Here is a 26,238-nt window from a genome sequence, read left to right on the forward strand (position 1 = left end):
CGGGTCGTGGCCTGGGAGACCTCCGCCCTGCGCAGACTCGGGGTACTGCACTTTCGGTGGCCGGTCGGTGCCCGCGTAGGCGGGCTGGACGGGCCGGGCGCCGGCGGGCTGGGCGGTATGGCGAGAGGAAACTCCCACCACATAGGGCAAGCTGCGCTCCTCCAGGTCCAGGCGGAAGGCGGCGGCATCACCGTATCCGGCGTCCGCGACCACCAGGGGAACGTCGACGCCCCATGACCGGGCCTCGTCGATCATGTCCAGGGCCAGCTGCCACTTCTCCACATGCCCCACCCGGGCGGAAATCCCGCAGCGGCCGCGGCGGGCGATCTTGTCCGCATCGGCCTCCGGCGAGGCGGGATCCCAGGATGCGGGCAGGAACAGCCAGGTGGGTGACCTGCGGGGAGCCGATCACCTGCGTGGGTATGAGGCCGACTATGAGGTCCGTCCGATCGAGGCGTACGTCCGGGACGAGAACGGCCGCTACTTGGACGGCTGGTGCAATCGGCTGCGCGACGCCTACCTCGCCACGAGTTCGGGCGAGACGCCGTCGAAGAGCCGGACGCCCGCGCCGAAGATCACCGCCTGCCGTCACGACAAACTCACCGCCCACTTGCGGGCGGTCGGCCTCGGCACGATCGCCGACCTGGGGTTCGTCGGCCTCGACGACAGCGGCCCGGAGCCGACCCGGCGGTGATCACCGGCTACAAGGCCGCCCGCAACCGCCCGCTCACCCGCAGTCAGAAACTGTCCAACACGGCGCTGGCCGCGGTCCGGGCGCCGGTCGAGCACGGCTTCGCGCACCTGAAGAACTGGCGCGTGCTCGGCAAGGTCCGCACCGACCCGAAGTGGACGGCCGTGCTGGTGAGGGCCCTGCTCGTCTTGACGAACCGCGAAGTCTCCCGCTGACCGATGATCTACACCGAAGTCAGCCGCCCTCGACCAGCCCGAGCACACCGAACCCCGCGCACACCAGATCCGTGAATTGCAACTTCATGATGCACACTCCTCCCTGCAGGTCGACCAGCCTGCGGGGCCTTGCCATTCGTGTACCTCGTCACCGCTGAGCGAGGCCGCCGATCCATGAACTACCGGCGAGACAGTCCTCAAGGGTGTACTGAGTGACCGCGGCAAATACGGCACCGAGTCGACCGACGTAGGCCAGCTCTTTCATTTCAGGGGACATGGCGGGGAAGCCGCCCGGGGGGGAAGCCTGCCTGGGCCAGCCTTGCCTCTGTGCTGGCGTTGATCGTGCCGATCCGATTTCCCGTTGTCGCGTCGATCTGTGCGATGTCTGCGCCTTGGTCGCACAGGAAGATCTTCGCGTCTTCCTGGTCGAAGTAGGCGGTGCAGGCGAATCCGTGGCGCTCGGATAGTGCGCGTAGTAGGCGCGGTGTGCAGCCGACCCATCCAGTGGCGCCGAAGATCTCCACGGCGGCAGACCATTGGCATGCGATCTGGCATGCGGCCAGCATAGGAGGTTGCCGCTCGGAGGCTGGGTACTGCTCGAGGAACCAGGCGTCGTGGTAGTGCTCGCGCAAGGCTGCTGCTACGTCCTCAAGTGGCTGCGGGCTGCTGACTCCGAGGGCGGCGAGAAGATCCGAGGGCAGACAGGGAGCCGCCAGCGGAGCGGTTCTGCGTGCTGTCGACGGCGCGGACGGAGAAGTCCCAGTCCGGGCTTGCGGCGCCTTCGAGGGTGGAGCGGAACGGGTACTCATCGCAGTCCTGGCCGGTCTTCGGCTGCAGGGTGTACGGCAGGCCGGTGGTGGCGTAGTCACCGGTCTGGGAGCAGGCCGCGTTCTTCTGCGACTCGTTGGCGTCCATCTGTGCCTGGTGCAGGGTGGAGGTCAGACGGTGCGGCCCATTGAACCGCTCCGGGTCTGATGGAGGCTCGATTCCCTGAGAGGATCGAGTCATGGCACGTCCGTCCCCCTACCCTGCTGAGCTTCGTGAGCGTGCGGTGCGCATGGTCGCGGAGGTTCGTCCGAACTATCCGACCGAGTGGGCCGCGATGAAGGCAGTCGCGGCGAAGCTGGGCATCGGAGCAGCGGAAACGGTGCGGACGCGGGTCCGCAAGGCGGAGGTGGACGCCGGTCGGCGGCCCGGCACGACGTCTGAGGAGGCCGCGGAGATCAAGCGGCTGCGGGCCGAGAACGCCGAACTGCGGCGGGCCAACGAGATCCTGAAGGCGGCGTCGGCTTTCTTCGCGGCCGAGCTCGACCGGCCGTCCAGGCGCTCGTAGCGTTCGTCGACGAGTTCAAGAAGGTGTTCGGGGTCGAGCCGATCTGCCGTGTGCTGTCCGACCACGGACTGAAGATCGCAACGAGCACCTACTACGCCGCCAAGAACCGTGCTCCCAGCGCCCGCGCGGTGCGGGATGCGGAGCTAAGGACGCACATCAGCCGGGTCCACGCCGACAACTACGGCGTCTACGGAGTGCGGAAGGTGTGGCGGCAGCTGCACCGTGAGGGCATACCCGTGGCCCGCTGCACGGTCGCCCGGCTGATGCGCGAGCTGGGGCTGGAAGGCGCCCGTCGCGGCAGGAAGATCCGCACCACCGTGCGCGACGACGGGCACGAACGGGCAGCTGACCTGCTCAGGCGCGACTTCACCGCGTCCCGGCCGAACGAGAGGTGGGTCGCCGACTTCACCTACGTGGCCACCTGGTCCGGGATCGTCTACGTCGCGTTCGTCGTGGACGTCTTCTCCCGGGCGATCGTCGGCTGGTCCGCGGCCACCAGCAAGCGGGCCAAACTCGTCCTCGACGCCCTCGACATGGCCCTGTGGCGACGTGACCGTGCTGGAACTCCCGCTGGACTGGGGCTGGTTCATCATTCCGATGCGGGCAGTCAGTACACGTCTTTCGCGTTCACCGCGCATCTCCTGGAGGCCGGCATCGACGCCTCGGTCGGCACCGTCGGTGATGCCCTGGACAACGTGCTCATGGAGTCCCAAATCGGCCTCTACAAAGCAGAGCTGATCAAGCCCCGTCGGCCCTGGCACGGACTCGCCGATGTCGAACTCGGCACCGCGGAATGGGTCGACTGGTTCAACAATCACCGGCTCCACAGCGCTATCGGAAACCTCCCACCCCACGAATACGAGACCAACCACTACGCTCAACACCAGCCCCAACCGGCGGCCGGAGTCAACGCATAGAGCCTCCACCGATCCCGGAGCGGTTCACCCACAGCCGGTTCGGCCCGTTCGAAGTCGCGTTGCACCAGGCCAGGGGCCAGATCGGCGTCCGGGTCACGGCGACTGAAGCCCTTGTCCCGGCGGGGGCTCATCCCGGCGAGGCCGGCCTGGCGCATGAGCCGCTCGACGCGCTTGCGGCCGACGTGGACGCCTTCACGCCTGAGGACGGCGTGCACGCGGGGTGAGCCGTAGATCCCGCCGGGCTCGTCGTGGACCTGCCGGATTCTGCCCGTCAGCTCGGCGTCCCGGCGGAGCCGTTCGCACGGCTCGGTCTCGGCCTGGCGCCACCGGTAATCGGTGGAAGAGGGGATGTTCAGTTCCCGGAGTACGGGCTCGGCCCCCAGGCGCAGGTGCTCGTCGATTCCGTCCACTTGCCTTTCAGTCCAGGCACGCGCCGGTCAATCCTGCCCTGCCTGTCTTTGCACCTGTTCCAGGACCTGTTTCGCGGAGCTCGCTCCGTTGAAGAGCTTGGGCCCGTGCTGGTTGAGCAGTTCGTTGACTCGCTCCCAGTTTTTCGTCGTACGCAGCGGAATCGCCGTGGCGTTTGCGGCTTCGAGGACCTGTCGGGCACCGGCGATGCGGGCGTTCTCGTACCACGCGTGCTGTGCCGACTCACGTGACGGATAGGCACGTCCCACCTCACCAAGCCACTCCAGTTGATTCTTGGCGGTCATCAGTGTGATCGCCTCGAACGCCCGCTCCGGGTCCGGGCAGGACTTGGAGATGCCGAACCCGGAACCGGACGAGTACGTCCTCAGGCCGTCGGGACCGGCGGGAATCGTGGTCAGGCCCACCGGGAAGCCGGCCTGGTTCTTCAGGTTCAGCAAGGCCCATGGACCGCTGGTGCCCATGGCCACGTTGCCGCTGAGGAACTGCTGGTCGACGAAGGCGGGATCGACCCCGGGCAAGCGGGGGGCGACCTTCTTCCTGGCCGCCAGGTCGGCGTACCACTGCACGCCCTTGATCATGGCGGTGGTGGTGAGTCGGAGTTTGCCCTCCCCGTCAGTGGGCTGCGCCCCCGTCTTGGTCAGCACCATGGGAAACATCCACACATCCTGAGGCCCCGCAACGAACCCGTATCTCCGGTTCCCGGTCAGCTTGCGGGCCACCGACTCGAACTCGGTCAGAGTCCACCCGGGCTTGGGCTCGGGCACTCCGGCGTTCCGGAACATGTCCCTGTTGTACGTGAGGATCACCGGGCCGACGTCGTACGGCAGCGCGTACTGCTTCCCGTCGGCACTCAGCCCCTCCATGACGGACTTGTCGAAGTCCGTCACATCAAAGTTGTTCTTGGCGATCAGATCGTCGAGCGGCAGCATGCCCTGGGAATAGCCCGCGGTGCGGAGCGCCTGCATCGAAACGATGCAGGGCGCGTCGCCGCTGCCGAAACGGGTGCCGAGCTTGGCGAAGTAGTCATTGAAGGACGAGGTCTCAAGCTTGATCGCGATCTGCGGATCTTCGCGGGACACACGGTCCGCGAGTTCATGCCAGACCCGCTGTTCCTCACCGCCGTCGGCCCACATCGACCAGGTCAACGTCCTCGAGCCGCCACCGTCGGCGCCGCACGCCATAACCAGCGTCCCGGCCAGCGCTGCGGCGACGGCTGCCCTCGCTGCGGTGCGCAGCTCTGTCATGACACGTCCATGTGTTCCTTTAGTTACTCTATGCACACATTATGACATAGGGAACATTGTGTGCCTGTCGCTCGTGGGATGCGCGTGGGCCGTCATCGTCCTCACCGCCCCGGAGGTGCGGTTGCCGCTGTTGTTCATCGAGGCCGACAACTGCACCGAGGATGCCGCGAAGATGGCGGCGAAGTTCGACAAGTACATGCTCCACTTCCACCGCAAGGCGAAGGACACCGACGGTTAGGACAAGCCGATGTGGCGCACCCGCTCGTCCACCCACGATCCCCGGTGGGGCGACGCGTCGCACCCGCCGGTCCTGCTCGTCTTCAACCAGATCGGCAAGCGGTCCGCGCTGAAGCAGATGGAGAAGGTCGTCGACCTCACCCGCGAGCACTGGCAGGGCGACTGGAACGGTCTCGTCACAAGGCCGAAGGACGCGCCAGTCGTTGCAACCGACTTGTGACGTCACCGAGCGGCCTCCTGCACAAGTGTGTTGACTCTGCGATCTTCCGCAGTCACCCGTGACACTTCTGACCCACAGTGCGCTGTACGAGGTGGCCCACCGGTGTGGGGCATGGGGCCCGTCCTCTGTGGAGGGGGTACGCGGGCTCCGACGTGCAGGGACAGGCTCGTTCCCCCCGTGACGGGACTGTCCCTGCATCATGACCGTCAGCGTGCAGCGGCGGTAGGGCATCCCGCATCGGTCGGACACGGGCAGGTAGCGGAAGGCGGCCCGACAGCCTTCGCGGCTCGGGCAGGACGGAACGGCGGTGCGCGGCAATGCCGGGCGCCCGAGAGGACGTCGGCGCTACTTCGCGGAGAGAGCAGGACATGCAGTAGAGGGACGAATCGACCACTTTGCAGTCACAGACCTGTGGCGGCAATCGACATGAGCGACCGTTTGCTCCGGTGAGACACAAGCGAAGTACTGCCCTACCTGATGACTACTCTGGTCCGATCCGCCGGTCCCCGACATGCCCGTCTCCCGGAGTACGGTCCGTCGCGGCGCATCTACTTACCCCGCCTCGCCGATGCCGCCGCATCGTCCATGGCCACGTACACCCTCCCGCTGCTGGTGCTGGCCACCACCGACTCGGCGTCGCTGACGGGGATCGCGTTCATGCTGGCGTGGGTGCCCCGGCTGAGCATTTTCGGTATGGCCGGCTCGGCTGTCGACCGTTTCGGCGCCGCGCGGGTCTTCCGGCTGGCCGCGACCGCCCGGGCCGGTGTTGTCGGCCTCGCCGCGCTGGTCCTGGCGTTCGCGCAGGGCCACACCGCAACGGTCGTGGTGATGCTGCTCGCCGCGTGCACCGGCTTCCTGACCGAGTTCAGTTACATCGCGGCCGAGAGCGTCGGCGCGGAGGCCAGCCGGGAGGCCGCCGACGGGGCGCATCGCGTCCAGTCGGTCCTCCTCGGCATAGACCAGGGCGCCGCTCTCGCGGGACCCGCGGCGGGCGGCCTTCTCCTGCAGTGGACCGGCTCGACAGGGATGCTCGCCGCCATCGGCGGGTTGTCCCTGCTGGCGGCTGCCGTCACCCCGCGGGTGCGCGGAGCCCGGTCGACGGCGGCCATGTCCCTCGCCGACAGTCTGCGGACCGGGTGGTCGACTTTGCGCGCGCTGCCTGCGCTTGCGTTTCTGGTGGTGGGGCTGGCCTTGTCCAACCTGGCGCTCGGAGTGCTGGAGGCCGCAGTTCCGGTGATTTTGGTGAAACAGCTCGGTCACACCAGCGCCTCGGTCGGCGTGGTGTGGTCCGCCGCAGCGGCAACCTCCCTGGCGGCGATCGCGGTCTGCCGGTTTGCCATCGACCGATGGGGCCTGTCCTCAGTGGGACGCGTCGCCGCCTGCGTGGCGTCCGTGACCTGCTTCGCCCTCGCTCAAGCCGACGCCTATCCGACGTACCTTCTGCTGATCGCTGCCTTCATGGCGGGAGACGGCGTGCTCACCGTCGTCCTGCGAACCCTGCGCTCCCGCCTCATACCCGCCGAGGTCTTCGGCAGCACCCTGTCCCTGACCGTCCTGATCCTGCTCCTGCCCTACCCCCTCGCCGGCATCCTGGTCGCCACCACACCCCCGGCCGCCCTGGATCACGTCATTACGGCCTGCGCCATCCTCCAGGCCCTCGGCCTAGCCCTCGCCTTCACCGCCACCAAAGGCCCGCGCGCCCGCAGCGGCGGCCGGCACCGAAAGTCCCGCCCATGACGCCCGTTCGGCCCCTGTCGTTCCAGGCCGCCGGAAATCGACGAGGCTGGGAAGTGTGCGGATGCGCGGTACGAGGAGGGCGGCGGCGTGCACACGCCGACATGGGCCGCCAGCGCGCAGGCGTGGAGTACTCAGCCCTGCCCGTGTATTACAAGAAGCGGCGAATGGGGGCGACGGCCGCCTCCCGCAGTCGCCGCGTGGCGGAGCGGCGTCCAGCGGCCCTTCTCCATGGACGCCAGCCGGACCCTGCACAGGTGCCCGACCTGGGGCCGGAAAGGGCGCAAGGCCGCCTGCTGCTCGGGCTGCGCCGACAACCTGCGGCAATGGCGACCCTTTATAACCACGGTGACCGCCGCACCCCGGCGCGGTCGCCGTCGTCGAGACGATCGGCGCCAGCCAGGGCCTGGTGCTGCTGATGGGCGGCCGTCGTCGTCCTGCTCGGCTACCTCGTCTCCCGTCGGCTCACCCGCCGCGAGTACCCAACGGACCCGGCCGTGTACGCCGAGGTGTACGGGGAAACGGGCGCCGAGGAGGACACGCCCGGCCCGGCGGAGACAGCGGGCGGAGCGCCGACCGGGGGAACACCGGGCGACGGCGGGCATGCCACAGCGGTGCTGACCAAGCCCGCCGACACGGGCACCGACCTCCGGACGCCGTCCTTCGGCATGGTCCTGACGCTGATCGCCACCCCGATCCTGCTGATCCTCCTCGGCACCATCGGCCAGAACACGCTCGCCGAGGGTTCCACCCTGCGAGCTGTACTCACCGTCCTGGGCGCCCCGATGGTGGCACTGCTCATCGATGTCGCCCTGTGCGGCTACTTTCTGGGCGCCCGTCGCGGCTGGAACCGCGCACGCATCGCCGAGGTCATGGGCTCCGCGCTGCCGCCCGTGGCCGTGGTGATCCTGGTCGCGGGCGCGGGCGGTGTCTTCGGCAAGGTCCTGGTCGCCAGCGGCGTCGGCGACGTGATCGCCGACGTCCTGGAGCGCACCGGCCTTCCCGTGCTGCTGCTGGCCTTCCTCACCTCCCTCGCCATGCGCGCCGCCCAGGGGTCGGCGACCGTCGCCCTCATCACCACCGCCGGCATCCTCACCCCCCTGCTGCACCGCGCCGACCTGTCCACCGGTCACCTGTCGCTGGTGGCCCTGGCGATGGGCGGGGGAGCCCTCGCGCTCTCCCACATCAACGACACCGGGTACTGGATGTTCACCAAGCTCGCCGGCCTGGACGTCGCGGCGGGGCTGCGCACATGGACAGTGCTGACGACGGTCATGGGATGCGCGGGCTTCGCCCTCACCGCGGTCCTGTGGCCGCTGGTCTGACCGGGCACGCGGACATACGAAGCTGCCCGTCCGGGCCTCGCTGGCCTGGACGGGCAGCTTCGACGTGGATTCTAGATCCGGACGTGAACTCTCGATCAGACGGAACTCACCCGGCCGGGCAGGCTCGCGGTACCGGGGAGCGGGGTCGGTGCGGGGTGGCCGTCCAGGACCGCTTCGACGTTACGGGCGGCGAGCTCCACCATGGCCGCGCGGGTCTCCTCGGTTGCCGAGCCCACATGTGGCAGTACCACCAAATGCGGTTCGTTGAGCAGAGGGTCGGACGGGTCCGTACGCGGCTCGTCGGTCATGACGTCCAGTCCTGCTGAGTGCAGGTCCCCGCTGCGCAGCGCTGAGAGGAGGGCTTGCTCGTCGACGACCCCTCCGCGGCCGGTGTTGACCAGGGTCGCGGTCGGCTTCATGATGGCAAGTTCTGCCACGCCGATCAGGCCTTCGGTCTCCTTCGTCAGCGGCGTGTGCACGGACACCACGTCGCTGGTGCGCAGCAGTTCGTCGAACGGCACCCAGCGGGACAGCTCGTCGCTCTCCCTGCGCCGTGGGTGGTGGTGTTGTACGCGCATGCCGAATCCAGCGGCCCTGCGGGCGAGGGCGCGGGCGATCTGGCCGTAGCCGATGAGCCCGAGGGTGGCGCCGTGTACGTCGAGGCCGAGGAAAGCGTCCATGCGGAAGGCGCCCCATGCGCCGCGGCGTAGCGCGTCCATGGCGGCGGGAAGGCGGCGCCGGGCGATCAGGACCAGTGCCATCGCCACGTCGGCGGTGGTGTCCGCCAGTACGTCGGGTGTGTGGGTGACGACGACACCGCGGTCGGCGGCGGCCGCCACGTCGACGCCGTCGTAGCCCATCGACGCGAGGGCGACGACCCGCAGGTCCGGCCCCGTCGCGTCGAGCAACGTGGCGTCGATCCGGTCGCTGCCGAGGACGAGCAGGCCCTGGCAGCCCTTGGCCAGTCGGGCCAGTTGGTCGGATGACGGTGGTTCCGTTCCCGTCCAGTCGATGACGTCGAAGCGGGCGGTGAGGCGCTCGACGCCGGCGCCCGGCAGGCCGGTGCGGCTGACGGCCACGCGGGGACGGTGGGCGGGGGCGGCGGACATGCTCAACTCCGTCCGGTAGTGGGGGTGGGGCAGGCAACGGGGACAAGTCCCGGCGTCGCGTCAGGCCCCGCCGAAGTCGAGCAAAACCTTGCAGGAGCGGGCGGGATCGGCCGCGAGTTCGAACCCCTCCAGGGCATCGGCCACCGGGAGCACGGACGTGACCACCGGCTCCACGGGGAGGCGTCCGTCGGCCAACGCCCGGAGGACATCGGTGAGTTCGTCGTCGAAGCGGAAGGAGCCGACGAGTCGCAGCTCCCGTGTGATCAGGGCGTTCGCGGCCACTGGGGTGTCCCCGGGCGGCAGCAGACCGAGGCCCACCACGAGGCCGCCCCGGTCGACTCCGTACACGCACGTGCGCAGTCCGGCCGGGTTGCCCGAGGACTCGATGGCGATGTCCGCGGCGAGTTCCTCCAGTCCGCCGTCGGCGCCGGAGCTGACCCGTACGGTCGACGTGGCGCCCACGTGCTTGGCGACGGCCAGCGGAGCCTCGTGCACGTCGGTCACGGTGATCTCGGCCGCGCCGGCCGCCCGCAGCGCGGCGACCACCAGACAGCCGATGGGGCCCGCACCGGTGACCAGGACATGCTTGCCACGTACGTCGCCGGCCTGCCGTACGGCGTGCCAGGCGACCGCGGCCGGCTCGGCCACCGCGGCCAGCCGCAGGCCCAGACCCTCGGGTAGCGGCAGCACACGCTCGGCGGGTACGACGAGGACATCGGCGAAGCCGCCCTGGACGTGAGGGTTGCGGGCGGCGCTGCCCAAATAGCCGGTGTCGAGGCAGGTGTTGCGCCGACTGGCGAGGCACTGCCGACACCGGCCGCAGGATGCCAGCGGGTGTACGGCCACCGGTGTTCCCGGCGAGGGCGCCTGGGTGCCGGGGCCCGCCTCGCGTACCCGGCCCACGACCTCGTGGCCCAGGATCAGGGGTTCGCGCAGCCGGAACTCGCCGACCGCGCCGTGGCGCCAGTAGTGCAGGTCGGAGCCGCAGATGCCGCCGTACCGGATCTCGACGGCGACCTCGCCGGGCCCCGGCGTCGGTACCGGTCGTTCCTCCAGTCTCAGGTCGCCCGCGCCGTGCGCGACCACGGCTCGCATCGTCGCTGAGTCCCTGTCGTTCATGTCCTCGTCCCGCTCTCTGCCGAACGGCTCGGCTGCCTCAAGTTGGTTGTGCAGGTGGGTGGTCGGCGGTGCGTCAGACCACCGCGGTCAGACCGCCGTCGACGGCGATCACCTGGCCGTTGACGAAGTCCGACGCCGGTGCCGCGAGCCAGACCAGCGTGCCGACCAGGTCCTCGACCGAGGCCCAGCGGCCCGCAGGGGTGCGGCCCCTGATCCACGAGTCGAAGGCGGGGTCGTCCACCAGCGGGCGAGTCAGCTCCGTGACCACATAGCCGGGGGCGAGGGCGTTGACGGTGAGGCCCGAGCCCGCCCACTCCGCGCACATGCTGCGCGTCAGCATGGCCAGGCCGCCCTTGGAGGCGGCATAGGCCGCGATGCCGGGCCGGGCCAGCCAGGTCTGCACGGAGCAGATGTTGACGATCTTTCCGTGGCCGCGCTCGACCATCCCGGCGGCGACCGTCCTGCCCACCAGGAAGGCGCTGGTGAGGTTGGTGTGCAGGACTCGCTCGAAGGTCTGGGCCGAGACCTCCAGCATGGGTTCGCGGTGCTGCACTCCGGTGTTGTTGACGAGGATGTCCAGGGGGCCGATGCCTTCCTCGATCTCCCGGACCGCGCGGCGTACGGCGTTCTCGTCGGTGACGTCGAAGGCCGCCGTGTGCACCTTCGCGCCGGTGCGTTCGGCCAGCTCCTCCCGGGCGCGCTCCAGCGCGCCGGCGTCGCGGCCGTTGAGAACGAGTTCGGCCCCGGCCTCGGTCAGGCCGGCGGCGAGGGCCGCACCGATGCCCTTGCTGGAGCCGGTCACCAGGGCACGGCGGCCGGCGAGATCGAACAGGGCAGGAGCCTTCACGGCCGTACCTCCAGGGGAGCGTAGTAGTGCATGAGCGCGGCGTTGTCGGCGTCGCCGTGCCCGGCCGCGGCGAGCCAGCGGTGCAGTTCGGCGACGGCGGTCGTGACCGGCAGCGGTACGCCGGCCGAGCGCGCGTAGTCGCGGGCGGCCTCCAGGTCCTTGACCATGTTGCTGACGCGCCCCGTGGGGGAGAGGTCGGCGTCGGCGAACTTGACGAAGAACTCCTGGAGCAGCGCCGAGTCGGCCCTGCCTCCGCTGAGCGCGGTCAGCACCTGCCGGGGCGGCAGGCCCGCCGTCCGTACCAGGGCGGCCGCTTCGGCGAGCGCGGCGAAACCGCAGCCGACCAGCACCTGGTTCACGGACTTCACCAACTGGCCGGAGCCGGCCGGGCCCAGATGCGTTAGCCGGGAGGCCAGGGCGCCAAGAACGGGCAGGGCACGTTCGACGTGCTCCTCCTCGCCGCCGAGCATGAGCGTCAGCTCACCGCGTTCGGCGCCCGGTGCGCCGCCCGACAGCGGTGCGTCCACCCAGCCGGCGCCCAGTTTGGCGGCGCGTTCGGCGAACTCGTGGGTGTGTCCGGGGTCGATGCTCGACATGTCGATCACCAGCACGCCGTCCGCGGCCGTACTGAGTACTCCGTCCGGTCCGAAGACGACCTGCTCCACGATATCGGCGGTGTTGAGGGAGAGGACCACTACTCGCGACGCGGCGAGCAGAGCGGGCGACTCGGCCGTGCTGGCCCCGTCCCGCACGAGTTCGGCTGCGGCCTCGGGCCGGATGTCGTAGACGCACACCGCGCGCTCGCGCCTGAGGAACCGGCGGGCGATCGCGGAGCCCATGACTCCGAGCCCTGCGACGCCGACCTTCTTCTGTCCTGACACCTGACCTCCTGAACCAAATGCTGCACTAAGGACAATATACTGGACCCAATGGTTGACGACGAGCAAGAGAAGTGCTGTAACGAAAGGAGAGGGCTTGAGTTCTGAACAGCATATTGGTTTCAGTGCCGCATGCTGTTACGGTCCCCGTCGTCCCCAGATGAACGGTGTGTGACACGTCCGTGAGACGGAAGGGCGGCATCCATGACGGTGCCCACGACGAGATCCTCCCGGCCCGCCGAAGGCGACAGCACCCACAAGAACCCGGGGTTGCGCCGCGCACTCTTCACGAGCTCGGTGGGCAGCGCCCTCGAGTACTACGACTTCGCCATCTACGGCACCGCCTCGGCGCTGGTGTTCACCGCTGGGCCGCGCTCTTCCGGGCCCTGTTCGCCATCCCCGCCTCCGCGCTGATGAGCACCGGCAACACGGTGCTGATCTGCACCGTGATCACCATCGGCATCGGCGTCGGCGTGAACGGCATGCTCGGCTCCCAGTGCGCCCTGCTCGCCGAGTTGTTCGGCGCGCGGCACCGCTACACGGGCGTGGCCATCGGCCGGGAGTTCAGCGCGATCGTCGCCGGTGGTGTGGCCCCGCTGCTGGGCGCGACGCTGCTGCTCGCCTTCAACGACTCCTGCCGGCCCCTCGCCGGCTACGTGATCGTGCTGTCCCTCATCACCTTCCTGACCACGTTCGCCACACCGGAGACCCGCGGCCGGGACCTCACCGATCCCGCCGACGCCCGCTGACGCTCCGCGTCCGAACCGCCCGTCCCGCGCCCCTTCCTCCCTGCTGCCAGGCGCGGGACGGGCACCTCAAGGCCGGCACGCCAAGGCCGGTCCCGCGGCCGTCCGACCTCCCTCAGCCGCCCGCCCAGCGCCCCCGTGTTCCCCGGCCGGGGACGCCGGGCGGGCACCCAAACGAAACCCCCTTGCCGGGCCACCCCACGGCGTGCCCGGAACCAACCCGAAACGGAGACCGCGATGAACGACGCTGGCGAGGCGGTGCTCGGCATCGACCTGGGCACCACGGCCACCAAGGTGGTCGCGGTGGACGCCGAGTACCGCCTGGTGTCGACCGTCGAACACCCCGCTCCCCTGCGCACCGGGCGGCACGGCGAAGCCGGCCACGACCCCGCCACCGTGCTGGCCGGGGTGGCCGACGCGGTACGGGAGAGCGTCGGACACTGCGCGCGTTTGGGGCTGACCGTCCGGGGCCTGTCCTTCAGCGCGGCCCTGCACACCCTGCTCGCCCTCGACTCCTCCGGTGAACCGCTGACTCCCGCCCTGAGCTGGGCCGACACCCGTGCGGCCGGGACGGCCCGCCGGCTGCGGGCCGAGGGCGGGGACGCACTTCACCGGGCGACCGGCACCCCGGTGCACCCCATGGCGCCGCTGACCAAGCTCGCCTGGTTCGCCGCACACGAACCAGACCTCTGCGGGCGCACGGCCGTGTGGTGCGGGATGAAGGACTACGTGCTGTCCCGGTTCACCGGCCGCCTGGTCACCGACCACTCCTGTGCCTCCGCCACCGGGCTGATGAACCTCCGCACCACCGACTGGCACGGGCCAGCACTGGAGGTCGCAGAGGTGTCCGGCGAACGGTTGCCCGACCTCGTATCGCCGACTGCCACCTTCCCGTTGCTGCCCGAGCCTGCCGCCGCGCTGGGTCTGCCCGCCGGGCTGCCGGTGGTCGCGGGCGCCGGAGACGGGCCACTCGCCAATCTCGCAGTCGGCGCCATCACGCCCGGTACGGCCGCGCTGTCGCTGGGCACCAGCGGCGCGCTCCGCGTCGTACGCGACCGGCCGGGCGTGGACGACAGGTGCCGTGTCTTCTGCTACCACCTCGCCGACGGTCTCTGGGTGCTCGGCGGGGCGGTCAGCAATGCCGGAGTCGTGGCCCAGTGGGCGGCCGAGTCCTTCGGCGGCGTCGACGTGGCCGACCTCTTGAAGGAGGCGGCGGAGGTCGAAGCCGGTTGCGAGGGCCTCACCGCGCTGCCGCATCTCCTCGGCGAACGCGCTCCCTGGTGGGATCCCGACGCTCGGGGCGCCCTGGTCGGGCTGCGGCGCGGACACGGCAGAGCCCACATGACCCGGGCCATGATCGAGGGCGTGGGGCAGCAACTCGCCCTGGTCCGGGACTCGGTCGTCGCCACCGGGGCGCCGGTCGCCTCCGTGCGGGCGACAGGCGGAGCGCTGCGGTCGTCGCTGTGGGGGGAGATCGTGGCGGCGGCGCTCGACATGCCGCTGGGCATCACGGACGACACCGCCGGCTCCGGATTCGGCGCCGCGCTCCTCGGCTGGCGTGCGCTGGGTGCTGTGCCCGACCTGTCCGCGCTGCCTGCCGCGGTCTGGTCCCGGCCGCACGGGACCGTACTGCCGGACCCGGTGGCCGTCCGGCGGATGGCGGATGCCCGGCCCCGGGTCGAGCGACTGTACACGGTGTTGCGGGAGTTCTCCGCGTAAGGCGGCCGCGGTGGCTCCGAGCCCGCAGCGCGGGCTCGGAGCCACCGCGGCCTGGAAGCGGCACGCTGCCCCGGACGGACGACGACACTGGCCCCGCGGTCTCGGTGCCCGAAGGACGGGCGGGCTGACCGGCAGGGCCGGGAACTGTGCTCTTCCTTGCCCGGGCCTACGGGGCGTGCGCCGTGGTCCGCAACGCGGCATCCCGCCCAGGGGGAGGGGCGCCGACCGCAGGCGCGGCGGCGGGCGCTGTCCAGCCCGTCACCGGGCCGTCCGGGCAGCAGGTCGCCCCACGCGCTCGGAAGCCGGCCCAGTGACCACCGCCCCCGCGTCCCGCGGCAGCCGCAACGCCTCGGCGACACAGGCCAGCGGCAGCACGGCGAGGAGCCCGAACGCCACCGCGTAGGCCGCCGTAGGGCCGTCCAGGCCGAGCAGCGAGGCGAGGGGACCGGACGCGCGCAGGCCCAGGGCGGCCAGGCGATGCCCAGGCCGGTGGCCAGCTGCTGCACGGTGCTCGCCAGGGCGTTGGCGTCCGCGGTCCGCTCCGGCTCGATGTCCGCGAAGGCGATCGTGGCGTACGCGCTGCCTGTCCGGGGCCCTGGTGGTGAGCACCACGAGCCGGTCCTGTCCGGGACGGTCCAGCGCGGCACTCTGTGGGGCAGGGGCGCCAGTGCTGAGCCGCAGGGGCAGGACGAACGGATCGTGCGCGGGACGGGCGTCCACCCGGAACTCCATCACCTGGGGCCAGGGGCCGGGGTCGGGGTTGGCGTTGGTGTTCACCAGCCGCAGCCGCTTCCCGGCAAACGCCGAAAACTCGACCAGCAGCTCGGCGCGTTCGGCGGAGCACAGCGTCAGGCTGTTGTCCTCCAGCGGCACTGGCTCGGGCAGCAGCCCGTGGTCCGTGCCGATCTGCCGGACGGTGCCGGCCGGAATGGGCTGCCCGTCCTCGTCGGTCAGCGTCAGCCGGTACTGGCGGGTGTTGGCGGCGTTGACGACGCGGAACCGGTACCAGCGGGGCGCCACGTGCAGATACGGCCAGATGACACCGTTGACCTGGGTGAACGGGCCGGTGAAGGCCCGCATCTGCAGCATCGGTTCACGATGGACGACGGCCGTCTTGTGCAGCAGGCGACCGGTGAGCCGGCCCTCGGCGTCGGTGTCCAGGTTGCGGTCCGCGATGAACAGCGGCACCTCGTACGGACTGCTCGGGGGGCCGAGCGCGTCCTCCTGCTCGTCACGGATCAGATACAGGCCGGACAGGCCGGCCATCACGTTCCACCGGGTGATGTTCATGGCGTGGTCGTGGCAGAAGAGCGCGGTCGCCGGCTGGTCGTTGACGTACTCGGACAGCTGCGACATCCCCGGCCCCACCCCGTTCTCGGGCCAGCCGTCGTTGCCGCTGCCGGTGACCGCCCCGTGCAGGTGCACCACTGTCCAGGGCCGGAGTTGCGCGACGTCGTCCCGGGCCGCGTACCCGCTCCGGCCTGGCTGGTCCCAGAGGGCTGGTGGCGTCGTGGTGGCGGGCACCTCGACCACCGTCACGGGGAGGGGCCCGGAGAGGTCGTTGGCCCAGGTGACGTGGAGTTTCTCGCCCCGGCGCACCTCGATCGTGGGGCCCGGCACCAGGCCGTCGTAGGACCAGACGGGTGGGCGGCAGCTGGGAGTGCAGCCGCGTCGTCGTGGCGCGCATCCGGACGGTGAGGTGCGAGATGCCGTCGGTGCGGGTCTTGCGTGCGGACGGGGGGACGGGCAGCGGGTCCAGGAAGGGGCTGAGGGTGGCGTGAGTCGGGACTGCGGGCCGGGCAGGCCCGGAGCGGACCGGCTCGGCGGCTCCGTGGCGGCAACCGTCGGCGCGCCGCCCGCCGTGACCACCACCGTCGTGGTGGCGAGGAACTTCCGGCGGCTCAGCGACGAGCCCCTCTCAGGATTTTCACCGGCACCGTGTCCACTGTCCGCCTGGTTGCCGTGCATCTCGTCAGTTATGTCCTTCGCTCCGCGTCGCGGCGGTGTGCATCGACGGCGTGTGTGTTCGCTGACCGCCGGTTCGTCGCCCGTGCCACGGCCATCCCAGGTTCCGTCCGTCTGGGCCCGCGGCCCGTCGGACAGGTCGTCCGACGGGCCGCGGTGTTGTGTTCCGGCCGTGTGGCCGGACCGAGTTTCAGCCGTTGCCGCCGGGCGTGCCCGCCGCCGCGTGCACCGCGTGCCCGCCGAACTGCTGTCGCATCGCGGCCAGTGCCTTGAGCTGGGCGGCATCCGGCTTGCGGGAGGCGAAGCGGGCGAAGAGGGCGGCGGTCATGGCCGGGGCGGACACGGCCAGACGCACTGCCTCCTCGACGGTCCAGCGGCCCTCGCCGGAGTCGTCGACCCGGCCGGACAGGCCGGCCAGCCCGGAGTCCTGTTCCAGGGCGCGGACGAGGAGGTCGAGCAGCCAGGAGCGGACGACCGTGCCGTGCCGCCAGGAGGCGAGGACCTTCGGCACGTCGGGCACGAACTCGCTGGCCTCCAGCAGTTCGTAGCCCTCCGCGAGGGCCTGCATCATGCCGTACTCGATGCCGTTGTGGACCATCTTGGCGTAGTGGCCCGCGCCCACCGGCCCGGCGTGGCAGATGCCGTCCTGCTCCGGGGCGAGCGACTCCAGCAGCGGCCACACCCGCCGGACGTGCTCGTCGGCGCCGCCGCACATCACGGCGTAGCCGTTCTCCCGGCCCCAGACGCCGCCGCTGACGCCGCAGTCGACGTATCCGACGCCGTGCTCGGCGAGCAGCGCGGCGTGCTCGGTGTCGTCGCTGAAGCGGGAGTTGCCGCCCTCGACGATCACGTCGCCCGGGGAGAGCAGCCCGGTCAGCTGCTGGATCGCCTGGCGGGTGGGGTCGCCGGCGGGCAGCATCAGCCACACGACGCGTGGAGCGGCGAGCTTGCCGACCAGTTCCTCCAGGGAGTCCGCGTCACGGTCCGGTGAGGTGCGGCTGTAGCCGAGCACCTCGTGGCCGCGGTCGCGCCAGCGGGCCGCCATGTTGCCGCCCATACGTCCGAGACCGACGATTCCTACCTGCATGTGTTTGCGTCCTTCGGGGTGGTGGAGTGCGAGTCGGGGGAGGGGAGACGGCCCTCGCGCAGCAGCCGGAGTACGACGCTGTTGTCCAGGTCGCCGAGGCCGCCGGAGTCGATCTCGGCGTAGAGTCCGGCGACGGTGGCGGACAGCGGCAGCGTGACGTCGGCGTCGGCGGCGCAGTCCAGGACGAAGCCGAGGTCCTTGTGGAGGTAGCGCGCGGGGCCTGAGGGGGTGAAGTCGCTGTCGGCGAGGTGGTGGCGTTTCTGCGTCAGCACCTCGGAGGCGGCGAGGCCACCGGCCAGTACCTCCAGCAGCGCCGCCGGTTCGAGTCCGCCGCGCTCACCGAGCAGGACGGCTTCGGCCAGGGCCACCAGCGTTCCGGCGACCACCAGTTGGTTGCAGGCCTTGGCGAGTGAGCCGGCTCCGATGTCGCCCATGCGTCGGACGGTCGAGCCCATGGCGGCCAGGTAGGGGCGGACCCGTTCGACGGCGTCCGCCGTCCCGCCCGCCATGATCGACAGGGCGGCGTCGCGGGCGCCGGTCACGCCGCCGCTGACGGGGGCGTCGACGACCTCGATGCCGTGCGGGCGCAGTTCCCCGGCCAGGACACGGACCGCCACCGGCGAGACCGTTCCCATCACGACGAGCGTGTCCATACCTCCCGGGCCGGCGCCCGCGAGCAGCCCGTCCGGGCCTTCCAGCAGCACCCGGACCTGGGGGAGGTCGGGCAGCATGGTGACGACGACCCGGGCGGCGCCGGCCACCTGGGCGGGACGGCCGGCGGCACGGCATCCGGCGGCGACGGCGGCTTCGAGGGAGGGCCGGCTGCGGTTCCAGGCCAGGACGTCGAAGCCCGCCTCGGCGAGGTTGGCCGCCATGGGCAGACCCATCGCACCGAGTCCGATGAAGCCGACCGTCCGGGGCGGGGGAGACGGGGAGCTCACGGGCGGGCTCCCGCGGTCGCGGGCTCGCCCGGACCGGCTGCCAGCGCACCCAGCCGCTCGGACAGGTCCGCGTGGCCGAGCACGTCCCGGTTGACGACGAACCGGGGCAGCCGGCCGATCGCCACGTCCAGGATCGCCCTCACCGCGCTGCCGCCGTTTCCGGCGGACATCTCGTCCGTCCACGCCAGACTGTGCGGGCTGAGCACCACGTTGTCCATGCTCAGCAGGGGGTTGCTCGCATCGGGCGGCTCGGTCTCGAACACGTCCAGTCCGGCGCCGCGGAGCCGGCCGGCGCGCAGCGCCTCGACCAGTGCCGCCTCGTCGACGATCGGGCCCCGGGCGACATTGAGCAGAACGGCCGAGGGCTTCATGAGGGCCAGCCGCCGGCCATCGACCAGGTGGAGGGTCTCCTCGGTCAGCACGCACATCACGATCACCGCGTCGGCCTCGGCCATCACCGTGTCGGCGTCGGCGAGACGGACGCCGAGTTCCGCTGCGGTCTCCGGCGGGCAGTACGGGTCGTAGGCGATGACCTCGACCTCGAACGGCCGGAGCAGTCCGACCAGATCACGGGCGGTGTTGCCGAGTCCGAGCAGGCCGATCCGGCGGCCGGTGAGCCCGCGCCCCATCCACTGTTCCTTCTCCGACCAGCGTCCCTCGCGCACCAGCCGGTCCTTGGCGGTGACGTTGTGCAGGACGGACAGGAGCAGGGTGAGGGCGGCGGTGGCCACCGGACGCCGGGCGCCGTCCGGCGTGATGGTCACCAGGACGCCGTTGCGTGTGCAGGCGTCGAGGTCGACGGCGTCGTAGCCGACTCCGAAGCGGGCGAGGAGCAGCGGGGGTCTGGTGACGCCGGCGAAGGTGCGGGTGGTGACGGCGGGGCCGGCGAACAGGACGGCGTCGAGGCCGTCGATGTCCGGGGCGAGGAGTTCGGCGGAGTCGTGCGGCAGGTAGTGCCAGTCGATCCCTGCGGTGTCCAGGTCGCCGAGGCGGATGTCACCCCAGACGTTGCGCCCGTCGGCGTCGAGGAAGTCACGGCTGACACCCACGGTGAACCGGCCCGCGGCCGGGCGTGTGCCCGCCATCAGAGCACCGCCACCGGGTTGACGGGCGAGCCCGTGCCGCCGGGGACGTTCAGCGGCGCCACGACGAGCAGGAACTCGTAGCGGCCTTCCGCCGCGCAGGCGGCGGACAGCGCCTCCAAGTCGAGGTTGTCCAGCAGGGGCACGCCCATGGCGGTGATGGCGAGGGCGTGCACGGGGGAGTGCAGTCCCTCGACGGGGGAGGGCCGGACATCGCTGTCGCCGTCGCCGCCGAGGAGGGCGATCCCGCGCTCGGCCAGCAGGGGGACGGCGTCCACGTGGAAGCCGGCGCTGGCGTTGTCGGGGTTCCAGGCGCCGAGTTCGGCGCGGCGCCGGAAGTGACCGGAGCGCAGCAGGACGGCGTCGCCCTCGCCGATGGTCACGCCGAGCGCCTTCTCGGCGGCGGTGACGTCGTCGGCGTGTACGGCGGTGCCGGGTTCGAGCCAGTCGGTGCCGAGGGCGGCAGGCAGGTCGATCAGGACACCTCTGGTGACGAGCGGACCCAGGGCGGAGACAGCACCGAAGTGGGCGCCGACGGCGTCGACGACCTCGCGGGCGGTGCGGCCGTCGTAGAGCTGGCCGCGGTAGGCGATGTGGGAGAGGGCGTCGAGATGGCTGACGCCCTTGCCGTGGTAGTCGACGGCAATGAAATCCTTGTGACAGGAGGGCTCGGGGGCCTCCACGTCGCCGAGGTCGGACATGTAGTGCAGGGCGGGCTTGCCGTTGTCCGGGCCGGGCATCGTGTTCCAGGGCAGGGCCATCGGGACGGTGGTGCCGGAGCGGACCAGGGCGGTGGCACGCTGGACGTGGGCCGGGGTGACCCGGTTCCACGCGCCGCGGTCGGCGGGGCTCCAGTGGCCCCAGGTGCGCAGGGTGTCGAAGAGGGTGTCGAACTCCTCCCGAGAGAGGCTGGGGCCGTTGCGGGGAGGGGAGGGGTCAGAAGGGGGAGGCGGGGAATCGGACGGGCTGCTGGTCATGTGCTGCTCAGCGCTCCAAGGCTAGGAGGGTGTCGTCGGCCGGCCCGGAAGGCGCGCTACGGTCGGAGTTCTCGGTGGGACCCGGCCGGGGATCGTGGGGGGATCCGGACGGGAATCTCCGTGAGACTCGACGGCAAAGCGTGCGCCGACGGCATTGTCGTTCGGGGACACACGAGGGACAATAACAACATGCTGAACGACGAACAGAATGATGGGTGGAGTTGACGGTGAGCGCAAGCGACCCGGGAAGTCTTGTCCCGGCGGTGACGCGGGCCGTGGCGATCCTCGACACGCTCGGTGAGGCGGAAGGCCGCCCACTGTCGGTGAGCGAGCTCGCCCGCGCCCTGGGCCTGCCGAAGTCCTCGACGGGGAACCTCTGTGCCTCCCTGGAGGCGGCGGGCATGATCACGCGCAACGGCACCGGCTTCAGCCTGGGGCGCAAGCTGGTGGAGCTCGGCGGCCGCTACCTTTCCACGGTGGACCAGCTCCGCGACTTCTACGAGCTGTGCCGGCGCAGCGCGCACATCTCCCGTGAGACCGCCCGGGTCGCCGTCCTCGACGGCCTGGACGTGCTGTACCTCGCCCGGTACGACGGCACTCAGCCGTTGCGCCTCACGGCCAACATCGGCGACCGGTTCCCGGCGAACTGCACGGCCACCGGGAAGGCGATCCTGTCGACCCTGGACCCGGCGGTGGCCGAGGACCGGCTGCGCGGCAGGACCCTGCCCGCCCTCAGTGAGCGGTCCCTGACGTCCGTGCCCGCGCTGCTGGAGGACCTGGCGGCGACCCGGGAGCGGGGGTATGCGATCGACGACGAGGAGGCCACGGCGGGTGTGCTCTGCCTGGCCGTACCTGTCACGGGATTCCGTACGGACTCGGCGCCCTTCGCGATCAGCGTCACCGTACTCAAGGCGCGGCTCGACGGCGAGTTCCGTGAGGCGCTGCTGAAGGACCTGCGCGACATCGCGGCGGGGCTGGAGAACCCGATGCTGCCGCAGGGGATGTCCACGAGCGGCGGGTGAGGGCGCGCGGGACCTGTGAGGTCCCGGCGGGGAGAGCGACGCGACGGCGGCCGTACGGACCTTTCCGTACGGCCGCCGTAACTTTGGGGCAATCTATGTCTGCCGAAGCCTTGACCAACATGTTGGGTTGAGTTCAGGATTCTGGGCGAGCCGATGGAGTGGTCCTCGGCCGGCAGATCCCCGGAGAAGTCCGTGAACGACGCTCCCGATGACACGACTCCCAGCCATTCGCCGCCCGACGGCCTCGCGGATCCCCGCCCGCTGGTGACGATTCGCGGACTGCGCAAGCGGTTCGGCGGCACCCTCGCCCTCGCCGATGTCGACCTCGATATCCACGCGGGCAGCGTCCTTGCCCTATTGGGGCACAACGGTGCCGGAAAATCCACACTTATCAAGATCCTTGCCGGTGTTTACCGCGCCGATGAAGGCCAGGTCACCATCGCCGGACACCCCCTCGGCACCGACGCGGCCTCCACCGAGATGTCCTTCATCCACCAGGACCTGGGCCTGGTGGAGTGGATGTCGGTGGCCGAGAACGTCGCCTTGGGCACCGGCTACCCCCGCAAGGGCGGCCTCGTCTCCTGGCGGCAGGTACGGCGGCGCTGCACCGAGGCCCTGGACATCGTCGCCGGTCACCTCGACCCGGACGCGGCCGTCGCCGACCTCACCCGCGCCGAGCGCTCCCTGGTCGCCATCGCCCGCGCGCTGTCCACCCGCGCTCGCCTCATCGTCCTCGACGAGCCCACCGCCAGCCTGCCCGCCGCCGACTGCGCCCGGCTCTTCGACGTCCTGCACACGCTGCGGGACCGCGGCCACGCCATCGTCTACGTCAGCCACCGCCTCGACGAGGTCTACCAGGTCGCCGACCGCTTCGCCGTCCTTCGCGACGGGCACCTCATCAGCCAGGGCCTGCTCGCCGAGCACGGCCCCGAGCGGATCGTGCACGACATCGTCGGACGTGAGCCGGAGAGCCACCGTCCCGCCGCACCCCGCACCACCGGCACCACGGCCGCCACCGTGCTGCGCCTGACCGGTGCCACCACCGAGGGCGCCGGCCCCGTCGACCTGGAGCTGCGCGCCGGGGAGGTCCTCGGCATGGTCGGCCTCACCGGCGCCGGCCACATGGACCTCGGCCGCGCCCTCGCCGGAGCCCGCCCCTTCACCGAAGGCGAGGTAGTGCTCGACGGCAGTCCGTACCGTCCCCATTCGGTAGCCGCCGCCGTGGACGCGGGAATCGGCTTCGTCACCAGCAACCGCCAGGAGGAGGGCTGCGCCCTCGAACTCACCGTGCGCGAGAACTTCCTGGCCAACCCCCGCGCGGACGCCCGCTCACCCTGGCGCTGGATCAGCCCGAGGCATGAGCGCGCGGAGGCCGGCGACCTGGTGGGGCGCTTCGGAGTGCGCCCCGCCGACCCCGAGGCACCGATCGCCACCCTCTCCGGCGGCAACCAGCAGAAGGTCATGATCGGCCGCTGGCTGCGCCTGAGCCGCCGCGTGGTGATCCTCGAGGAACCGACCGCCGGCGTCGACGTCGGCGCCAAGGCCGAGATCTACCGGCTCCTCGACGACGCCCTCGCAGCTGGACTCGCCGTCCTGCTCATCTCCACCGATTTCGAAGAGGTCGCCGACGTCTGCCACCGGGCCCTGGTCTTCGTACGGGGCGGCGTGACCGCGGAACTGTCCGGCGAAGCCCTCAACGTCACCGAACTCACCCATGCCGCGTCGGCCATGCCGGCGCTGACCGGAACGGGCACCCACTGATGGCCACCGAGACCGAATCCTCCCGCCACGCCCTGCGGAACACGAGCCCGACCCCCCGCACCGCCACAACCGAAGGTCCGCGCAAACCGGGCACCGGAAAGCAGAAGCCCCCTGGCGGCGGCCGGCTCCGCGGCCACCTCATAGGCACCTACGGCCTGCTCACCCTCACCGTCCTGCTGTTCCTGGTCTTCTCCTTCGCCCTGCCGGACACCTTCCCGACCCTGGCCAACGCCTCGTCGATCCTGTCCAACCAGTCGATCCCCGCGATGCTCGCGCTCGGCGCGATGATCCCCATCGTCACCGGCAAGTTCGACCTCTCCGTCGGCTACGGCCTCGGCCTCGCCCACGTCCTGGCGATGCAGCTCATCGTCAACAACGGCTGGCCCTGGCCGGTGGCCTGCCTCGTCGTCATCGCCGGAGGCGGCCTCATCGGCGTCTTCAACGGCCTGCTGGTCGAGTTCGCCAAGATCGACTCCTTCATCGCCACCCTCGGCACCGGCAGTGTCCTGTACGCCTGCACCGGCTGGATCACCGACGGCGCCCGCATCGTCCCCGGCCCGCATGGCCTGCCCCCGGCCTTCACGGACCTGTACGACTCGACGTTCCTCGGCCTGCCCGTACCCGCCTTCTACGTCCTCGGCCTCGCCGTCATCCTCTGGCTGCTGCTGGAGCGGCTGCCGCTCGGCCGCTACCTGTACGTCATCGGCTCCAACGCCCGCGCCGCCGACCTGGTCGGCATCCCCACCCGCCGCTACGGCATCTACGCCTTCGCCGGCTCCGGCATCGTGGTCGGCTTCGCCGGTGTCCTGCTCGCCGCCCAGCAGCAGATCGGCAACCCCAGCGTCGGCATGGACTACCTGCTCCCCGCCTTCGTGGGCGCGCTCCTCGGCTCCACCGCCATCAAGCCCGGCCGCGCCAACGCCGCCGGAACCGTCGTCGCCGTCGCCATCCTCGCCATCGGCCTCGCCGGCATCCAGCAGCTCGGCGCCGAGTTCTGGGCCACGTCCCTGTTCAACGGCGGCACCCTTCTCCTCGCCGTCGGCCTGGCCGGCTACTCCGCACGCCGCCGGCTGCGCGCCGGGGCCACCGCCACCCGCAAGTCGCTCTCCGAGCCCGCGCCGTCCACACCGGCCCCGGCTGCGGACCAGGCCTGAGCGCTCCCGGCGGAGGGACCGCCCCAGGAGCCGCCTGCCCCTTCCCCCTCGAACCTTCCCGCACGTCGTCAAGGAGCACGTCCGTGTCGTACCACCACACCCGCATCACGCCGCTGAGAGCCGTGGCCGCGCTCGCTCTCGTCACCGCCTTCGCCGCGGGCTGCACCCGAGGTTCGGAAGCCGGCACCGCCGCCGCCGTCTCCGACGCGAAGGCCGGCTGCCCCGCCGTCCTCGCCAAGGCCAAGAAGGCGGTCAAGGCGGCCGAGGACGTCAACGCCCCCTGGGACGGCCCGACTACAGGCCCCAAGGCGGTCCCCGGCAAGACCATCGTCTACGTCGCCCAGAGCATGACCAACCCGGGAGTCGCCGGCGCCGCCGAGGGAGTCAAGGAGGCCGCCAAGGCCATCGGCTGGAAGATGCGGATCATCGACGGCCAGGGCACCCCGGCCGGCATCCAGGCCGCGCTCAGCCAGGCCGTCGCCGTCAAGCCCGACGGGATCGTACTGTCCGGCTTCGACCCCAAGTCGACCGCACAGCAGGTCGCCCAGGCCAACGCCGCCGGCATCCCCCTTATCGGCTGGCACGCCGTCGACGCCCCCGGCCCCAGCACGAACCCGAAGCTCTTCAGCAACGTCACGACCAGGGTCCAGGACGTCGCCAAGATCAGCGCGGACTGGGTCATCAGCCAGTCCAACGGCCGGGCGGGCGTGGTCGTCTTCACCGACGCCTCCATCCCCTTCGCCAAGGGCAAGTCGGACCTGATCGAGAAGGAACTCGCCACCTGCTCCGACGTGAAGGTCCTGACGACGTCCAACATCCCCATCGCCGACGCCAGCAACCGCACCCCACAGGAGGTGTCCGCGCTGCTGTCGCGCTTCGGCACCAAGTGGACCAACTCCATCGCCATCAACGACCTGTACTTCGCCGACGCCGCCCCGTCCCTGCGCGCGTCGGGCAAGCAGGGCGACGGAGCACCCTTCAACATCGGCGCGGGCGACGGCGACCCATCCGCCTTCCAGCGCATCAACAGCAAGCAGTTCCAGAAGGCGACCGTTCCCGAACCGCTGTCCGAGCAGGGCTGGCAGATCATCGACGAGTTCAACCGCGCCTTCTCCGGCAAGCCCGCCAGTGGTTACGTCGCCCCGGCCCACATCACCACGGCGGACAACAGCGGCGGCAAGTCCTCGTGGGACCCCAAGGGATACCGGGAGGCGTACCAGAAGCTCTGGGGGAAGTGACCTCGACCTCCTCCGGCAGACCGTCCCTCCCGTCCGGCCCCGGCGGGAGGGACTCCACCGCGCCGCCCCTTTTCGAATCTGGAGTTCACCGTGCACCCGTCCCCGTCCCCGTCCGCGGACGCAGCTCACCTCCCGCCCGTCAGCCCCTTCACCTGGACCGAGTTGGACCAGCGGGCCGTCGACACCGCGCGTGTCCTGGCCGCCGATGCCGTACAGAAGGTCGGTAACGGCCATCCGGGTACGGCGAT

The 26,238-nt window shown here is 70.9% G+C and carries 28 protein-coding genes and 1 pseudogene; 15 read left to right on the plus strand and 14 right to left on the minus strand.

The genetic code is table 11. The features are described from left to right. Positions 1-30 precede the first annotated feature (30 nt). Positions 31-381 (minus strand): annotated as a pseudogene (locus ACWD1U_RS34700) (transposase); the annotation flags it as partial. Between the two features lie 4 nt (positions 382-385). On the opposite strand from ACWD1U_RS34700, the gene ACWD1U_RS34705 reads away from it, so the two are divergent. Both ACWD1U_RS34705 and ACWD1U_RS34710 read left to right on the plus strand, forming a co-directional pair. Then, positions 386-694, plus strand: coding sequence for a hypothetical protein (locus tag ACWD1U_RS34705; protein ID WP_451113335.1), 309 nt, complete (start codon positions 386-388; stop codon positions 692-694). Then, the gene (locus ACWD1U_RS34710) at positions 691-906 is read left to right on the plus strand and encodes a transposase family protein (protein ID WP_451113336.1); all 216 of its coding nucleotides are present in this window, start codon (positions 691-693) and stop codon (positions 904-906) included. Before ACWD1U_RS34705 ends, ACWD1U_RS34710 begins: the two co-directional genes overlap by 4 nt. A gap of 266 nt (positions 907-1,172) precedes the next feature. Here the strand turns inward: ACWD1U_RS34710 and ACWD1U_RS34715 are convergent, their stop codons facing one another. Together ACWD1U_RS34715 and ACWD1U_RS34720 are read right to left on the minus strand one after the other, a co-directional pair. After that, positions 1,173-1,538 (minus strand): hypothetical protein, encoded by a 366-nt coding sequence (locus tag ACWD1U_RS34715; RefSeq protein ID WP_451113337.1) that lies wholly within the window; start codon positions 1,536-1,538, stop codon positions 1,173-1,175. A 16-nt stretch (positions 1,539-1,554) separates the two neighbouring features. Then, positions 1,555-1,914: a NucA/NucB deoxyribonuclease domain-containing protein gene (locus ACWD1U_RS34720; protein WP_451113338.1), complete on the minus strand. Its 360-nt coding sequence runs from the start codon at positions 1,912-1,914 to the stop codon at positions 1,555-1,557. Between ACWD1U_RS34720 and ACWD1U_RS34725 the strand changes: the two genes are divergently transcribed. Further along, positions 1,913-3,156, plus strand: a protein-coding gene (locus tag ACWD1U_RS34725) for an IS3 family transposase (RefSeq protein ID WP_451113339.1) whose coding sequence is annotated in 2 segments (ribosomal slippage) — positions 1,913-2,195 and positions 2,195-3,156 — 1,245 coding nt in all. Because the reading frame shifts where the segments join, the coding sequence is not laid out codon by codon here. The two genes, ACWD1U_RS34720 and ACWD1U_RS34725, sit on opposite strands and share 2 nt — an antisense overlap. Here the strand turns inward: ACWD1U_RS34725 and ACWD1U_RS34730 are convergent. Together ACWD1U_RS34730 and ACWD1U_RS34735 are read right to left on the minus strand one after the other, a co-directional pair. Next, complete coding sequence (locus ACWD1U_RS34730; protein WP_451113340.1) at positions 3,117-3,566, minus strand: IS3 family transposase; 450 nt, start codon at positions 3,564-3,566, stop codon at positions 3,117-3,119. The two genes, ACWD1U_RS34725 and ACWD1U_RS34730, sit on opposite strands and share 40 nt — an antisense overlap. Before the next feature lie 27 nt (positions 3,567-3,593). Next, positions 3,594-4,829, minus strand: a complete 1,236-nt coding sequence (locus ACWD1U_RS34735) for an ABC transporter substrate-binding protein (protein ID WP_451113341.1) — start codon at positions 4,827-4,829, stop codon at positions 3,594-3,596. A 73-nt stretch (positions 4,830-4,902) separates the two neighbouring features. Here ACWD1U_RS34735 and ACWD1U_RS34740 point away from each other — a divergent pair, with 73 nt between their 5' ends. The 4 genes from ACWD1U_RS34740 (at position 4,903) to ACWD1U_RS34755 (ending at position 8,345) form a co-directional block, all read left to right on the plus strand. Next, on the plus strand, positions 4,903-5,067 hold the full coding sequence (locus ACWD1U_RS34740; RefSeq protein ID WP_451113342.1) for a hypothetical protein: 165 nt from the start codon (positions 4,903-4,905) through the stop codon (positions 5,065-5,067). Between the two features lie 9 nt (positions 5,068-5,076). Then, positions 5,077-5,286 (plus strand): hypothetical protein, encoded by a 210-nt coding sequence (locus ACWD1U_RS34745; protein ID WP_451113343.1) that lies wholly within the window; start codon positions 5,077-5,079, stop codon positions 5,284-5,286. 477 nt (positions 5,287-5,763) lie between these two features. Continuing rightward, positions 5,764-7,023: an MFS transporter gene (locus tag ACWD1U_RS34750; RefSeq protein WP_451113344.1), complete on the plus strand. Its 1,260-nt coding sequence runs from the start codon at positions 5,764-5,766 to the stop codon at positions 7,021-7,023. Between the two features lie 494 nt (positions 7,024-7,517). Then, positions 7,518-8,345 carry a GntT/GntP/DsdX family permease gene (locus ACWD1U_RS34755; RefSeq protein ID WP_451113345.1) on the plus strand — a complete coding sequence of 276 codons (828 nt, stop codon included), beginning with the start codon at positions 7,518-7,520 and terminating at the stop codon, positions 8,343-8,345. A 95-nt stretch (positions 8,346-8,440) separates the two neighbouring features. On the opposite strand, the gene ACWD1U_RS34760 is transcribed toward ACWD1U_RS34755, so the two are convergent. The 4 genes from ACWD1U_RS34760 to ACWD1U_RS34775 form a co-directional block, all read right to left on the minus strand. Further along, complete coding sequence (locus tag ACWD1U_RS34760; RefSeq protein WP_451113346.1) at positions 8,441-9,454, minus strand: 2-hydroxyacid dehydrogenase; 1,014 nt, start codon at positions 9,452-9,454, stop codon at positions 8,441-8,443. 60 nt (positions 9,455-9,514) lie between these two features. After that, positions 9,515-10,573 carry an L-idonate 5-dehydrogenase gene (locus ACWD1U_RS34765; RefSeq protein ID WP_451113347.1) on the minus strand — a complete coding sequence of 353 codons (1,059 nt, stop codon included), beginning with the start codon at positions 10,571-10,573 and terminating at the stop codon, positions 9,515-9,517. Between the two features lie 73 nt (positions 10,574-10,646). Beyond that, positions 10,647-11,420, minus strand: a complete 774-nt coding sequence (locus tag ACWD1U_RS34770; protein ID WP_451113348.1) for an SDR family oxidoreductase — start codon at positions 11,418-11,420, stop codon at positions 10,647-10,649. Then, on the minus strand, positions 11,417-12,301 hold the full coding sequence (locus tag ACWD1U_RS34775; RefSeq protein WP_451113349.1) for an NAD(P)-dependent oxidoreductase: 885 nt from the start codon (positions 12,299-12,301) through the stop codon (positions 11,417-11,419). Before ACWD1U_RS34775 ends, ACWD1U_RS34770 begins: the two co-directional genes overlap by 4 nt. Before the next feature lie 201 nt (positions 12,302-12,502). On the opposite strand from ACWD1U_RS34775, the gene ACWD1U_RS34780 reads away from it, so the two are divergent. The 3 genes from ACWD1U_RS34780 (at position 12,503) to ACWD1U_RS34790 (ending at position 14,763) form a co-directional block, all read left to right on the plus strand. Next, the gene (locus tag ACWD1U_RS34780) at positions 12,503-12,712 is read left to right on the plus strand and encodes a hypothetical protein (protein WP_451113350.1); all 210 of its coding nucleotides are present in this window, start codon (positions 12,503-12,505) and stop codon (positions 12,710-12,712) included. After that, a complete protein-coding gene (locus tag ACWD1U_RS34785) occupies positions 12,712-13,047 on the plus strand; it encodes a hypothetical protein (RefSeq protein ID WP_451113351.1) in 336 nt (111 codons plus the stop codon). The genes ACWD1U_RS34780 and ACWD1U_RS34785 overlap by 1 nt, the downstream gene beginning before the upstream one ends. 234 nt (positions 13,048-13,281) lie before the next feature. Beyond that, positions 13,282-14,763 carry a gluconokinase gene (locus ACWD1U_RS34790; protein WP_451113352.1) on the plus strand — a complete coding sequence of 494 codons (1,482 nt, stop codon included), beginning with the start codon at positions 13,282-13,284 and terminating at the stop codon, positions 14,761-14,763. Between the two features lie 258 nt (positions 14,764-15,021). Here ACWD1U_RS34790 and ACWD1U_RS34795 read toward each other — a convergent pair whose 3' ends face one another. From ACWD1U_RS34795 to ACWD1U_RS34815, 5 genes are all read right to left on the minus strand, one after another. Then, on the minus strand, positions 15,022-16,383 hold the full coding sequence (locus ACWD1U_RS34795) for a multicopper oxidase family protein (RefSeq protein ID WP_451113353.1): 1,362 nt from the start codon (positions 16,381-16,383) through the stop codon (positions 15,022-15,024). 535 nt (positions 16,384-16,918) lie between these two features. After that, the gene (gene gnd, locus ACWD1U_RS34800) at positions 16,919-17,815 is read right to left on the minus strand and encodes a phosphogluconate dehydrogenase (NAD(+)-dependent, decarboxylating) (RefSeq protein ID WP_451113354.1); all 897 of its coding nucleotides are present in this window, start codon (positions 17,813-17,815) and stop codon (positions 16,919-16,921) included. Beyond that, positions 17,806-18,756 carry an NAD(P)-dependent oxidoreductase gene (locus ACWD1U_RS34805; protein ID WP_451113355.1) on the minus strand — a complete coding sequence of 317 codons (951 nt, stop codon included), beginning with the start codon at positions 18,754-18,756 and terminating at the stop codon, positions 17,806-17,808. The genes gnd and ACWD1U_RS34805 overlap by 10 nt, the downstream gene beginning before the upstream one ends. Next, a complete protein-coding gene (locus tag ACWD1U_RS34810) occupies positions 18,753-19,841 on the minus strand; it encodes an NAD(P)-dependent oxidoreductase (RefSeq protein WP_451113356.1) in 1,089 nt (362 codons plus the stop codon). Before ACWD1U_RS34810 ends, ACWD1U_RS34805 begins: the two co-directional genes overlap by 4 nt. Next, positions 19,841-20,815 (minus strand): cyclase family protein, encoded by a 975-nt coding sequence (locus ACWD1U_RS34815; RefSeq protein ID WP_451113357.1) that lies wholly within the window; start codon positions 20,813-20,815, stop codon positions 19,841-19,843. Before ACWD1U_RS34815 ends, ACWD1U_RS34810 begins: the two co-directional genes overlap by 1 nt. Before the next feature lie 227 nt (positions 20,816-21,042). On the opposite strand from ACWD1U_RS34815, the gene ACWD1U_RS34820 reads away from it, so the two are divergent. The 5 genes from ACWD1U_RS34820 to ACWD1U_RS34840 form a co-directional block, all read left to right on the plus strand. Continuing rightward, entirely contained in the window at positions 21,043-21,837 is a 795-nt protein-coding gene (locus ACWD1U_RS34820) for an IclR family transcriptional regulator (protein ID WP_451113358.1), read from the plus strand. A 192-nt stretch (positions 21,838-22,029) separates the two neighbouring features. Then, a complete protein-coding gene (locus tag ACWD1U_RS34825) occupies positions 22,030-23,598 on the plus strand; it encodes a sugar ABC transporter ATP-binding protein (RefSeq protein WP_451113359.1) in 1,569 nt (522 codons plus the stop codon). Continuing rightward, positions 23,598-24,752 (plus strand): ABC transporter permease, encoded by a 1,155-nt coding sequence (locus ACWD1U_RS34830; RefSeq protein WP_451113360.1) that lies wholly within the window; start codon positions 23,598-23,600, stop codon positions 24,750-24,752. The genes ACWD1U_RS34825 and ACWD1U_RS34830 overlap by 1 nt, the downstream gene beginning before the upstream one ends. 122 nt (positions 24,753-24,874) lie before the next feature. After that, the gene (locus ACWD1U_RS34835) at positions 24,875-25,990 is read left to right on the plus strand and encodes a substrate-binding domain-containing protein (RefSeq protein WP_451113365.1); all 1,116 of its coding nucleotides are present in this window, start codon (positions 24,875-24,877) and stop codon (positions 25,988-25,990) included. 90 nt (positions 25,991-26,080) lie between these two features. After that, on the plus strand, positions 26,081-26,238 hold a 158-nt coding region (locus ACWD1U_RS34840), incomplete at its 3' end, for a hypothetical protein (protein ID WP_451113366.1).

Source organism: Streptomyces sp. NPDC002788, assembly GCF_053592115.1.

Bases quoted from the DNA above. Each gene is read 5' to 3' on its own strand.
- ACWD1U_RS34720 (WP_451113338.1), bottom strand. From the start codon at position 1,914: ATGACTCGATCCTCTCAGGGAATCGAGCCTCCATCAGACCCGGAGCGG.
- ACWD1U_RS34735 (WP_451113341.1), bottom strand. From the start codon at position 4,829: ATGACAGAGCTGCGCACCGCAGCGAGGGCAGCCGTCGCCGCAGCGCTG.
- ACWD1U_RS34745 (WP_451113343.1), top strand. From the start codon at position 5,077: ATGTGGCGCACCCGCTCGTCCACCCACGATCCCCGGTGGGGCGACGCG.
- ACWD1U_RS34750 (WP_451113344.1), top strand. From the start codon at position 5,764: ATGACTACTCTGGTCCGATCCGCCGGTCCCCGACATGCCCGTCTCCCG.
- ACWD1U_RS34760 (WP_451113346.1), bottom strand. From the start codon at position 9,454: ATGTCCGCCGCCCCCGCCCACCGTCCCCGCGTGGCCGTCAGCCGCACC.
- ACWD1U_RS34765 (WP_451113347.1), bottom strand. From the start codon at position 10,573: ATGAACGACAGGGACTCAGCGACGATGCGAGCCGTGGTCGCGCACGGC.
- ACWD1U_RS34780 (WP_451113350.1), top strand. From the start codon at position 12,503: ATGACGGTGCCCACGACGAGATCCTCCCGGCCCGCCGAAGGCGACAGC.
- ACWD1U_RS34785 (WP_451113351.1), top strand. From the start codon at position 12,712: ATGAGCACCGGCAACACGGTGCTGATCTGCACCGTGATCACCATCGGC.
- ACWD1U_RS34790 (WP_451113352.1), top strand. From the start codon at position 13,282: ATGAACGACGCTGGCGAGGCGGTGCTCGGCATCGACCTGGGCACCACG.
- gnd (WP_451113354.1), bottom strand. From the start codon at position 17,815: ATGCAGGTAGGAATCGTCGGTCTCGGACGTATGGGCGGCAACATGGCG.
- ACWD1U_RS34810 (WP_451113356.1), bottom strand. From the start codon at position 19,841: ATGGCGGGCACACGCCCGGCCGCGGGCCGGTTCACCGTGGGTGTCAGC.
- ACWD1U_RS34815 (WP_451113357.1), bottom strand. From the start codon at position 20,815: ATGACCAGCAGCCCGTCCGATTCCCCGCCTCCCCCTTCTGACCCCTCC.
- ACWD1U_RS34830 (WP_451113360.1), top strand. From the start codon at position 23,598: ATGGCCACCGAGACCGAATCCTCCCGCCACGCCCTGCGGAACACGAGC.